The organism is Microcoleus sp. D3_18_C4, from assembly GCF_036702355.1.
In the GTDB taxonomy this organism is placed as follows: domain Bacteria; phylum Cyanobacteriota; class Cyanobacteriia; order Cyanobacteriales; family Microcoleaceae; genus Microcoleus.
Genome location: NZ_JAUBTF010000025.1, coordinates 12,546 through 24,366 on the forward strand (window position 1 = coordinate 12,546; position 11,821 = coordinate 24,366).

Consider the following 11,821-nt stretch of genomic DNA (forward strand, 5'->3'; position numbering starts at 1 on the left):
TGTTTTGGCGATGATATTTTTATGATATATTCCTAAACTAAAGCATTTAAAAGTGGTTGTAATTTGAGCTGAATTTCTGCTAGTTCTTTCTCTGGTTCCGAACCGGCCACAATACCAGCACCAGCATAAAGTATAGCCCGATCGCCATCGATTAAAGCCGATCGAATTCCCACGGCAAATTCGCCGTTACCGGCGCGATCGATCCAGCCGAGGGGTGCTGCGTACAAAGAGCGATCGCAGCTTTCGCAGCGGCGAATTTGTTCGAGGGCAACATCTCTCGGCACGCCCGCTACCGCTGGGGTTGGATGCAGTTGAGCTAAAATCTTTAATAAATGAATATCAGGGGGAATTTGAGCTGTTATCGGTGTCCACAAATGCTGAATGTTTGATAGTTGCAGCAGTCTGGGCACTGGGGAAAATTTGGGAGTAATGCCGAGTTTAGACAGGCGATCGACAATAAAGTCAATCACAACTTGATGTTCGCGAATATCCTTCTCGCTTTCTAGCAATCCTTGGGCTAATTTCGCATCTCCCACCTCAGTTTTTCCCCTCGGTGCAGAACCTGCTAAAGCATCTGTTAATAACTGATTGTTGTGAATGCTAATTAAGCGTTCTGGACTGGCACCGATAAAATTTTGTCCTTTGCCGTTACTGGTTGAAAATACATAGCAATCTGGATAACTGAGACGCAAGTTGTTTAATGAATCTATTAAACTGAAAGGGGTTTGAGAAATCACATTGATTGCTTGGGATAAAACAATTTTACTAAAATATTTAGAGGCGATCAATTCTAAAGCAGACTTGACTGATGTTTTAAATTGAGTGGCATCATTGACGGGGATTTGTTTCAAAGAGATCGAACTGTCGATCGCAGTTGTTAGTTTATGGTATTTGCGAGATTCAATTTTATCAAAGGTTTGCCAAATATTCTCAGCAATGTTTTTAACGTTTCGATCTTTTTCTATGATGGCATTTGCGACGAGAATGCAGCTATCTTTCTGTCTGGTGATCTGCCATTTTGGTAAAAATATGGTGGCGGGCGGAAAGTAAGAATTAGCAGCAATGTTCTCATCAAAAAAAGCAAAGCTACAAAAAAAGTGAGGCCCGCTAAATGGCAAGCGTTCCGCACCAATGGTAATTGTATTGGCAACTGTTGAACGAATAAAGTTTTGAGCTGCCACAAATCGATCGCTTCCTGCTACGGTGAGATGGATTGCCGAATCAAGGGCGGCAATTGCAAAACTTTTGCCGGCAATGGGGTCTCTTTTTTCAAAGTAAAAGTGCCGCTGACAAGGTTCGGAAATCTCTTGCAGTACAGCTAGCGGATCGAGGGGATAAATTTCCTGAGAAATACTAACTATTTTTGTGCGATCTTTTTCGGTTAAAGACTGCTGGCAATTTAACAGAAACTGATGCAGTTGATTGCGGTCTTGCAAGAGATTAGCGCGGTGCGGTATTACTGTCATGAAAGCGAGAATAGCAGATTTGTCAGATAGAGTGTGGGTTTGTCCGGCTAAAACCCCTATTTCGATCTAAGCACGGGAGGGCGATCGCAAAACACGACCTTTTGAGTTTCCCTCCCTGTTTGGGCTCTGTTGGGGAAAAAAACCGACCGTCGGGCGATCGAGCGAAACATTTAGACACAAAACTTTAAGATCGATCGGCTAAATTTCGCAAAAGTCGATCGCCCCCTGCAGAGGTTTACAGACGGGCTACTTGCGCTGTTTGAGTACCGCCACAGCCTCTGTGTGGATGTCCGCCGCGCACTCAACCCGATCGAGAGTAGACTTTGTTCACCAATAAAATTGTAAAATTACTACGCTGCTATCAATTGAATCAAGTTTGTGTAATGACAACAAAGTTAATTGAACGTTCAAATAGTAAATTGTGGCTGGCGGCAATCAAGCCGCCCATGTACAGCGTTGCGGTGATTCCTATTTCAGTAGGAACTGCAATTGCTTTTGCCGAAACTCAAACGATTAATTCGTCAATTTTTTCGACATTTTTAATGTCAGCCATTTTGATTATAGCATGGCTGAATCTCAGCAATGATGTATTTGACTCAGAAACAGGCATCGATAAAAACAAAGCGCATTCCCTAGTTAACTTAACCGGAAATAAAGCTTTAATTTTCTGGCTAGCCAATCTGTTTTTAGCAGTCGGAGTGTCAGGAATCTGCGCCATAAGCTGGTGGCAAAAAGACCCAACAGTAATTTTGCTAGTAGTTTTATGCTGTGCTCTCGGCTACACTTATCAAGGGCCTCCGTTTCGTCTTGGCTATCAGGGTTTGGGAGAAATTATTTGCTTTTTCACCTTCGGGCCACTAGCTTTGGCTGCGGCTTATTACAGTCAAACTCAAACTTGGTCTGCCACTAATTTGGTGGGTTCTGCAATCGTGGGAATTACAACGAGTATCATTTTATTTTGTTCTCACTTTCACCAAGTTGAGGACGATTTGGCGGCGGGTAAAAAATCCCCAATTGTTCGACTCGGTACGAAAAAAGGTGCTCAGTTGTTGCAGTGGTTGTGCGGAAGCGTTTATGCTTTGACTGTGCTATTTGTGGCTTTGGGAATGTTCCCAATTTGGACGTTGTTAATTTTTGGGAGTTTGCCATTTGCGATCGACCTTTGCCACCATGTCACAAACTATCACGACCAACCGGCAAAGGTCAGCAACTCTAAGTTTATCGCAGTTACGCTGCATTTTTCGAGCGGATTGCTGCTGGCGTTGGGGTTTGCTTTGTAGATCGGGCGATCGAGAATTCCGGTAAATTGGAGGTATGGTTTGCTAAGTTGATGGAGTTGGTGGAGTTGGCAGAGTTGGGCGACTTCTCAAAATCTTCTTTTATTCAGCAATCCGTACCTCATATTGAATCGTATAATTGTATATGGACAAATTTAATAATTATAACTTTCACTATTCCTTAACTGGCAACAAGAATCAGCCGACACTTTTATTTTTGCATGGATTCACGGGCAGCAGTCAAGACTTTAGCAGGGTGATTCCCTTACTTTCTAACAGTTATTGCTGCTTAGCAGTTGACCTTCCCGGTCACGGAAAAACTCAAGTCAACGGCGACGAAAGTTGCTACACTATGTCAAATACTGCCCAAGCATTAATCGAGTTATTAGATGATTTACAAATAGACAAATGTTTGTTGTTGGGCTATTCAATGGGCGGGCGATTGGCACTGTACATGACCTTACATTTTCCTGAAAGATTCGAGAAAGTAGTGTTAGAGTCAGCTTCTCCGGGATTGAAGACAGAAAAAGAGCGATCGCACCGCCTGGAAGCCGATTCACAGATAGCACAAAATCTGGAAAATAGCAACATTAAAGATTTTTTATTAAACTGGTACGATCGCCCTTTATTCAAATCTTTAAAAAACTCTTCCAACTTCGACAAACTCATAAAAACCCGCTTAGCAAACAATCCCTTAGAGTTAGCCAAATCACTCCGCAACATGGGAACTGGCAACCAGCCATCTCTCTGGGAAAAACTCGCACAAAATCAAATCCCCATCCTCTTGCTAGCGGGAGAATATGATGATAAATTTACAACTATAAATACCGAAATTGCCAGCTTGTGTCCTGCCGCCCGTCTAGAAATTGTACCAAAAGCTGATCACAATATCCATTTTGAAAATATTGATAAGTTTGTCACAGTTGTGAGACAATTTTATGATTAACTAAAAAACTAATGTTTCATCAATTCGAGTTTCGCACTTATCAGCGAAAATTTAAGCGTCCCTTGCAAACAAGTCACGGCATCTGGGATATTCGATCAGGAATTATCCTGCGACTTGTGGGCGAAAATAATCAAATTGGTTGGGGAGAAATTGCCCCTTTGAGTTGGTTTGGTTCCGAAAGTTTTGAGCAAGCTTTAGATTTTTGTCAGCAGTTGCCAGGTAATATTTCATCAGAGATGATTTTTGCTATTTCCGCTGAATTGCCGGCTTGTCAATTTGGCTTTGAGTCAGCACTATCAAACGAGCAAAATTTACCCCCCCCAGCCCCCCCTTGCCAAGGGGGAGAGAAAAGCAAAAATTTAAGCCACCTTTGCCACGAGGAGGAGAAGAGGCTGAGTCTGTACAGCGGTTTATTGCCAGCAGGTGAAACAGCTTTGCAGGCTTTGCAACTGCTTTGGCTAGAGGGATATCGGACGTTTAAATGGAAAATTGGTGTTGCTGCAATTGAACAAGAATTAAAGATTTTTCAGCAGCTAATCCAAGCAATGCACAATTTGTGCGATCGAGAATCAGCCTTTTTGCGGTTAGATGCCAACGGGGGACTGAGTTACTGGCAGGCTAAAACATGGCTGCAAGCTTGCGACAAGGTAAAAGCAACTCCCGGCTTTTCCGCAGACATTGAATTTTTGGAACAGCCGCTGCCCGTAACCCAGTTTCAGCAAATGGTAGAATTGAATGCTATTTATGCAACTCCGATCGCCCTTGATGAATCTGCAGCCAACCTCGATCGCATCCAAGAGTGCTACAGCCAAGGCTGGCGGGGCATTTTCGTCATTAAACCGGCGATTGCTGGTTCCCCATCCCAACTGCGAAAATTTTGTCAAACTCACAATATAGACGCTGTTTTCTCATCAGTATTTGAAACCGAAATCGGCAGACAAGCAGCATTGAATTTAGCAACACAATTGTCTTTAAATAAGAGAGCACTCGGCTTCGGCACCGATTGCTGGTTCGATGACAATCATTCGATTTTAGATTTTAGATTTTAGATTTTAGATTTTAGATTTTAGATTTTAGATTTTAGATTACTCCCACGACTAAATCAAGCGGTTAGGTAATTGTTTTGAATCGAGAAACTTGGTGAAAGCATCTATGGCAACAAATCTCACAGTAAATATCCTGGATATCGCGTCTGGCTTGCCCGATAATTGGCTTATCGGTTGTGACAGTCGCGAATTTGCCCGAATTGTCGATCGGCTATTTCAAGAAATAACCCAAAATCGCGCACAAAAAACACCCCAAAAAATTTGCCTCGCAGAACCAGATCCCGTGCAATTTCTTGCCAGTTTCACCGCCGCCCGCGCGGCCCAATCCCAGATTTTTCTGTGCAATCCCAACTGGGTAAAACAAGAATGGCAACAAGTCTTTGATTTAGTTCAACCAGACATATTTTTAGGACAATACCCGCTTCCCAACAATCCCCATATCCCAGTCCGTGAAGGCGCACTTCGTTTGTATAGCCGCGAATTCCATTCGCCGACAAAAAGCGGTTTTGATACGATCATGATTCCCACCGGCGGTTCTTCAGGAAAAATTCGTTTTGCCATCCACACTTGGGAAACGCTAACAGCATCCGTACAAGGTTTTCAACAATACTTTCAAGTTGACAAAATCAATTCATTTTGCGTTTTGTCATTATACCACGTCAGCGGTTTAATGCAATTCATGCGTTCCTTTACTACCGGAGGACAACTGGCTATTCAGCCATTTAAAGAATTAGAAAATGGTAAAAAAAGCGATATCGAACCCGAAGAATTTTTCATTTCTTTAGTTCCCACTCAACTGCAAAGGCTGCTGCAAAACCCAGATACAGCTAATTGGCTGGGACGGTTTCGTGCTGTACTTTTGGGCGGTGCTCCCGCTTGGCCGGAACTTTTAGAAACAGCTAGAAACTATCAAATCAAATTAGCGCCTAGTTACGGCATGACCGAAACAGCCTCGCAAATTGCTACACTAAAACCCGAAGATTTTCTCGCGGGTAATAACAGTTCCGGTCAAACTTTACCGCACGCTCAAATAACTATTCGCAGTGCAAAAGGCAAGATTTTGTGCGATAATAAAATTGGAAATATTGTGGTTAATGCTCAATCTTTGGCGTTGGGTTATTATCCTGAAAAATTTGGAGATCGCGAATATTTCCAATTAGACGACGTAGGATTTTTTGATAAAAATAACTACTTAAATATCGTCGGACGCAGCAGCGATAAAATTATCACAGGCGGAGAAAATGTATTTCCGGCGGAAGTTGAAGCGGTTGTGCGATCGACTAATTTAGTTGCGGATGTTGCTGTAATTGGCTTGCCAGACAAAGATTGGGGTCAAGTCGTTACGGCTATCTACGTTCCCGCTAATTCCGAAGTTACTATCAAAAATCTGCAAGCGGCAATAGAAGATAAGTTGAGCAAGTTTAAGCGGCCGAAATATTGGGTAATCGTCGAACAATTGCCCCGCAATTCTCAAGGCAAAGTCAATCGAGAACAATTGCAAGAAATTGCGCTCAAAGATCAATAATTATTAGGCGCAATCTATACAGAAGGCAGAATTTATCATGCTTATTTCCGACTCCTGACAACAGTCAACAGTCAACATTCAACAGTCAACTGACTAATTACGACAAACCTAACAGCCTTCTCGTCCTCTCTGCTTCTTGTCTTTGAAAATCCACAAACTTCAACATTCGGTAAAGTACCTCTATTTGGGGCAACTTAACACCTGCTTGCTGCGCCACCCGTATCGGATTACCAAAAATTGCCTCAACTTCCAGGGGCCGCGATTCATCATAATCGATTTTCATGCTGGTGCGGTAAGGCTTCATTTTCTGAGTGTATTCAAGCATTTGTGGGATAAAATCATCGGGAATAATGCGATCGCAACTTTTGGCTCCCGCTACCACTTCCCCCATGATTTCCTCCACTAAAATCAGAGTATCAGGATTCGCCATCAGTTCGTCAGTTCTCGCATCCAAAACTACAGACAGCCCGTTATAAGGAATATTCCAAACCAGCTTTTTCCACCTTGACAATAGCAAATCATCGCTCATTTTTATGGGAATATGAGCACGTTTAAAGTCCGCAGCAATTTGGTGCAATCTATTAGTAATACCGATTGCTTTGTACTCTTGGGAATATTCTCCCAGCGTGATAGTGCCGTAATCTAGGTGGCAGATATGACCTGGCCCAACTTTATAAGAACAGAGAAAACACAGCCCGCCAACCACTCGTTCTGCACCGACAATTTTAGCTACTTCCGGTTCTGTATTCAATCCGTTTTGCAATACTAAAACCGCGCCGTTATCCTTTAATAAAGGAGGCAAAATTTTGGGCAACAAGTGATTTTGAGTTGTTTTCAGCGCTAGAATTACTACGTCGCACTGAGGCATTTTGTGCGCGTCGTGGTAGGCGCGGACGTGGGGGAGGGTGAAGTCGCCTTCGGGAGACTCGACAATCAAACCGTGTTTTTTGACGTAATCGTAATCGCTGCGTAGCAAAAAATTGACTTCTAAACCTGCTTGTTGCAGTCTAGCACCGTAGAATCCGCCTAAAGCTCCCGTGCCCACAATGGCATAATTGCGATTTGACATAATATCAACAATTCAGAAATAATTATCAACCAAACAGAAATTTTACAGTCATTCCCTGCTATTATTTAAAGATAGAACTAATCGGAAATCTCAATCTCAAATTTCCTCATCCACTGCATCAAGTCTTCAGATACCTGTTTTCTAGTTCGGCTAAGTGCATCGATGCAGACGTGCTTAGTCAGAGCTTTAGCAGCGCTTCTTCCTGCAACTTCCTCAGAAAATACTTGATAGGCAATTTCAAATTCATCGCCAGTAAGTTGTTTGGGCGTCAATTGAATTATCAGCCGATCGCCCGCAAACATTGGGCGATAAAAATCTACACTAGCATGAATTATGGGAAAGGCAACCTCGGAATTGCTGAAAAATGCTTTGAGATTGATTCCCGATGCTGCTAGAGATGCCTCGTAAGCTTCGTGGCACATCGCCAAAACGTTAGCAAAGTAAACGACTCCAGCAGCATCGGTATCTTGAAAGTGAACAGTGCGGGTGTAAGTGAAAGGCATTTGAGGTAGTAGCGGGCGATCGCAATTGGGCTCGCAATTTTACCAACCATCATATCCCTCAACCCGCACTTTTGGAGAATTTGTCAGCTAAGTAAGTAGGCGCTAATTTTTTATATTGTAAAATTCGCCCTCCTCACTCCTCCCCCTGATTTATTAACCTTTGTTCTTAATCAACATCACGTCTATAATCTTGAGGGCAATATCTTCGGAAAGCCCCAATGCACTGTAAAGATCGTTCAAAAGTTGTTCTTCTTCTTCTGAAACCTCGCCATCTGCTAAAGCGATATCAGTTGTCACAGCAAAAACGGTTTCTTTAAGTTCGTCGGGAAGGGTTGCCAAAGCTGCATTAAACAGTACCTCAACTCCTTGCCGTTGCAGAATCATCAGCAGGCGCTCGAGCATTTTTCTCATTACGTCATCGGGATAGCTGCGGAACAGTTGCATCCGAGATAGCGTCATGCTAATCGCTTTACTTTCGCTGTCATTGATGTAACCGTCGGCTGCTACGGCAATTAGCGCGATCGCCGCAAATGCTTCGGCCGGCCCTAACGTTACGTCCGTTTCTTGACGAGTCTGCGCTACTTTATCAAATAAACCCATGATATTTTCCTCATTATTTAGTGGTCGATTTATGGAGTCAGGATGGGTTCTGGCTCTGGAGGTTTCTTGGGAGATTTTGATAATTATATCAAATTTTGTTAGTTAGTTGTTATCAATAAAATTATGAAAAAATTAAGAATTTTTATTTCGCCCTTGGGTGCTGTAAGGGCGGGTTAATTCCTATCCTGAATTGCCTTTCCATATGGAAAGTGAAACCCGCCCTCTCAGCGCAGACTATCTACTTGTGAAAAAGGGCTAAATCTGCTTTCAGGAAATCAACAAACTGCCACGCAGTCCTGCCCGATCGACGCAATGGCGGGTTAATTCCTATCCTGAATTGCCTTTCCATATGGAAAGTGAAACCCGCCCTCCTAACGCAGACCATCTATTTGTCAAAAAGGGCTAACTCTGCTTTCAGGAAATCAACAAACTGCCGCGCAGTCCTGCCCGATCGCCCATTGCGACGAGTTGCCCATTCTTTAGCGCGGTGTTCCAAATCATCGGGAGCGAGTTTGATTCCAGCAAGTTCTGCGAGATGTCGGACAATTGTTAAATAAGTGTTTTGATCGGCCGGTTCAAAAGTTAAAGTCAAGCCAAATCGATCGCTAAATGAAAGTTTTTCCTGCACAGTATCCCAAGCGTGAACTTCGTCTCCATCGCGGGGGCGAGGTCTGTCGTCAAAAAACTCTCGAATTAAATGCCTGCGGTTAGATGTGGCGTAAACTACCACATTTTGAGAGCGAGCAGTGACATTCCCCTCTAAGACAACTTTCAGAGCTTTAAAAGCATCGTCATCTTCCTCAAAGGAAAGGTCGTCCACAAAAATAATAAACTTTTGAGGAACTCCTCGCAACTGCTCGACAATTAGCGGCAAATCTTGCAAATCCGATTTAGATACTTCAATCAAGCGCAGATTGCGAGAGCCAAATTCATTTAATAGCGACTTCACCAAAGAAGACTTGCCCGAACCGCGGCTGCCGTACAGCAAGACGTGCAAAGCCGGATAACCGGCCAACAAAAACTCCGTATTTTTCACCAGAGCATCCCGCTGCCAATCGCAGCAAACCAACTCTTTTAAAGTTATACCATCGGGATGCGAAATACTCGCCAACTGCCCTCCCCGCCACCTAAAAGCGCGATATTCAGCAAACAAACCTGTGCCAAACTGTCGGTAATAAACTGCCAAAGATTCCACCGCGCTCGACCATTTTTCCAGTTTTCCGTGCAGCGGCAAATCTCCCGGTTCTGCTACAGTTTCTGAATGCCAAATCGGAGGAACTGCGTCAAGTTGACCCGCTACGCGCACCCACTTGCTCAACTGTTCGCTGCTGCATTCGTAAATATTTTGCAGCACTTCTAAATCATGTCGGGCGGCTTCCACCAAAGCGGGGGGCAAACTTGCAAAATCTGTTTGCTGAGCTCGGCGAGAAAAGGGGTTTTCGTTTTTGAGAATTTCGGAAATCAGAGAATCTTTCCAGCTTAAATTTTTAGCAGCCTGAAGTTTGAACCAGTTCCCGTAAGCTACCTGACATTCTAAACCGCTGACTTCGCTGTGATGAAGGGCTTGCAGCAAATCGAGAAAAGCTTGACCTGCGGGGCTTTTGAGAACTGATTGATACAGCAGCAGGGATGCTGCTTGGCGCTGGAGGTAACGGATTTGGGCGATCGCACCAGAAGTTAGGGCTGACATAATGGCAATTGTATAACAGTTACATATCCTGACTGGCTTTAATAAATTTTCTAACAATTCGTGACACTAATTGCAGGCTGCGCTGTATAAATTTAGATGCAAACAGTGAAATCGGGAGGATTAAAAATGAATTTAGGTACAACAGCCGCGATCGGCTACGGCATTTTAACACTGGTTGGCGGCATCATGGGTTATATCAAGGCCAAAAGCCAAGCCTCACTCATTTCCGGCCTGATTAGCGGTTCCCTGCTAATTTTTGCCGGCACCGCCCAGCTTATGGGACAAAGTTGGGGTTTAACATTAGCAGCAGCCATCTCCGCTGTTTTAGTAATAGTCTTTATTGTGCGCCTTGTTAAAACTCAAAAATTCATGCCGGCCGGAATGCTAATTTTAGCTAGCTTAGCGTCTTTGGGCGCGATCGTTTACGAAATCAGCGGTCAATATCAATAATCTGTTGACAGTTGACAGTTGACTGTTGACTGTTGACTGTTTTTAGTGGTCAGTGGTTATTTGTTAATTGTTAGTTGTTCGTTCTAATAACCCATAACCAATAACCAATAACTACTAACCAATAACCAATAACCAGTGACCAATAACTAATGACTAATGACTAATGACTAATGACTAATGACTAATGACTAATGACTAATGACTGCATCAATATACTGCTGAACTTCCCTGAGTTGCTGCCGCTGGCATTCGATCCAAATTTTTTCCGCAGATCGCTGTTCCGGCGTCTCTTTCTGATACCGCGCCTGCTTCTCTAAAAAATTATTGTAGAATTTAATCGCTTTTTCAACTGTTTGAATTGCCAGTTTCATGCGCTCCTCAAAAATTGCTATAATCACATTATCCAGGATTAACCCAATCACTTTACAGGACTCTTCAAAATCGACCAAACTGATTCCCATCTTGCTTTTGTGAACCAAATTCTCTACAGGTTCTTTCAGTGTTTCTTTAAAAGTTTTAATATAAGAATCAGGCAAATATTTCAGTGGCTCCGTAAACTTCGATACAATCTCCCCGCCTATTGATTGTAGTCGCTCTCTAAATTTCGACTGACTCTTTAGGTCGAAGCATTCAATACAAATTTCAAATTTTTCTATATCTATAGATTGTAATTCTTGAAAAATTAAAGTTAGTTCATTCTCCATAATTAAAATCACTCGCTCGGCTTGGGCATCAACTTCATTCCGCAACTCTTTGTGCAAATTATCTTTTTCAAAAAAACCAATAGTATCTCTTTGAAAGACTTGAGCGTTTTTATCCCACAAAAACCACTGATTTTTTAACTTAGTCGCCTTGTCGCTCCAAGATTTGCGAACTTTAACAACAGCATCATATTTGCCCTGCTTTCCTAAACTGCGAATTCTCACATCGCATCCGCTTAGTTCGCCAATTTGCTCCCAGACATCAACAGGAGATGATCCAGCAATTCTCGGCTTGCTATTCCAGACATCCTCAGCATGAGATACATCTTTGAAACATACCTGAAGTAACCCCTTGAGTCTGATGGCAGATTGCTTAATTTCGTCAATACAAGGTTCCACATCTAAACTGAGTTGGGTAGCTGACTGTTTAATCTCCACGGATTGATATTCGTCTGCCAACAATCGATCGCTAAACTGGGTAATAGCCTGGAATGCCTTGAGATACTCATTCATTTCCTTTCATGCCTCGTTTCCATAAACAGCATACA

The 11,821-nt window shown here is 43.0% G+C and carries 11 protein-coding genes; 5 read left to right on the forward strand and 6 right to left on the reverse strand.

Features of this window, described 5'->3' with window-relative positions; all coding sequences use genetic code 11:
* Nucleotides 1-32 precede the first annotated feature (32 nt).
* Nucleotides 33-1,466, reverse strand: coding sequence for an isochorismate synthase (locus QUA90_RS14430; RefSeq protein WP_333446168.1), 1,434 nt, complete (start codon nucleotides 1,464-1,466; stop codon nucleotides 33-35).
* A 383-nt stretch (nucleotides 1,467-1,849) separates the two neighbouring features.
* Between QUA90_RS14430 and menA the strand changes: the two genes are divergently transcribed.
* From menA to QUA90_RS14450, 4 genes are all read left to right on the forward strand, one after another.
* The gene (gene menA / locus QUA90_RS14435) at nucleotides 1,850-2,746 is read left to right on the forward strand and encodes a 2-carboxy-1,4-naphthoquinone phytyltransferase (protein ID WP_333446170.1); all 897 of its coding nucleotides are present in this window, start codon (nucleotides 1,850-1,852) and stop codon (nucleotides 2,744-2,746) included.
* Between the two features lie 142 nt (nucleotides 2,747-2,888).
* A complete protein-coding gene (gene menH, locus QUA90_RS14440) occupies nucleotides 2,889-3,689 on the forward strand; it encodes a 2-succinyl-6-hydroxy-2,4-cyclohexadiene-1-carboxylate synthase (protein ID WP_333446172.1) in 801 nt (266 codons plus the stop codon).
* Between the two features lie 11 nt (nucleotides 3,690-3,700).
* Nucleotides 3,701-4,738 (forward strand): o-succinylbenzoate synthase, encoded by a 1,038-nt coding sequence (locus QUA90_RS14445; RefSeq protein ID WP_333446175.1) that lies wholly within the window; start codon nucleotides 3,701-3,703, stop codon nucleotides 4,736-4,738.
* A gap of 103 nt (nucleotides 4,739-4,841) precedes the next feature.
* Nucleotides 4,842-6,260: a 2-succinylbenzoate--CoA ligase gene (locus QUA90_RS14450; protein ID WP_333446177.1), complete on the forward strand. Its 1,419-nt coding sequence runs from the start codon at nucleotides 4,842-4,844 to the stop codon at nucleotides 6,258-6,260.
* Between the two features lie 97 nt (nucleotides 6,261-6,357).
* Here QUA90_RS14450 and QUA90_RS14455 read toward each other — a convergent pair whose 3' ends face one another.
* The 4 genes from QUA90_RS14455 to QUA90_RS14470 form a co-directional block, all read right to left on the reverse strand.
* Nucleotides 6,358-7,329, reverse strand: a complete 972-nt coding sequence (locus QUA90_RS14455) for a putative 2-dehydropantoate 2-reductase (protein ID WP_333324692.1) — start codon at nucleotides 7,327-7,329, stop codon at nucleotides 6,358-6,360.
* A gap of 77 nt (nucleotides 7,330-7,406) precedes the next feature.
* Nucleotides 7,407-7,832: a thioesterase family protein gene (locus QUA90_RS14460; RefSeq protein WP_333446179.1), complete on the reverse strand. Its 426-nt coding sequence runs from the start codon at nucleotides 7,830-7,832 to the stop codon at nucleotides 7,407-7,409.
* Between the two features lie 153 nt (nucleotides 7,833-7,985).
* Nucleotides 7,986-8,432 carry a tellurite resistance TerB family protein gene (locus tag QUA90_RS14465; RefSeq protein ID WP_333388880.1) on the reverse strand — a complete coding sequence of 149 codons (447 nt, stop codon included), beginning with the start codon at nucleotides 8,430-8,432 and terminating at the stop codon, nucleotides 7,986-7,988.
* Nucleotides 8,433-8,817: 385 nt separating this feature from the next.
* Nucleotides 8,818-10,122: an ATP-binding protein gene (locus QUA90_RS14470; protein ID WP_333446181.1), complete on the reverse strand. Its 1,305-nt coding sequence runs from the start codon at nucleotides 10,120-10,122 to the stop codon at nucleotides 8,818-8,820.
* A 126-nt stretch (nucleotides 10,123-10,248) separates the two neighbouring features.
* Between QUA90_RS14470 and QUA90_RS14475 the strand changes: the two genes are divergently transcribed.
* On the forward strand, nucleotides 10,249-10,572 hold the full coding sequence (locus QUA90_RS14475; RefSeq protein ID WP_333080715.1) for a TMEM14 family protein: 324 nt from the start codon (nucleotides 10,249-10,251) through the stop codon (nucleotides 10,570-10,572).
* A 188-nt stretch (nucleotides 10,573-10,760) separates the two neighbouring features.
* On the opposite strand, the gene QUA90_RS14480 is transcribed toward QUA90_RS14475, so the two are convergent.
* On the reverse strand, nucleotides 10,761-11,786 hold the full coding sequence (locus tag QUA90_RS14480) for a hypothetical protein (protein ID WP_333388878.1): 1,026 nt from the start codon (nucleotides 11,784-11,786) through the stop codon (nucleotides 10,761-10,763).
* Nucleotides 11,787-11,821 lie beyond the last annotated feature (35 nt).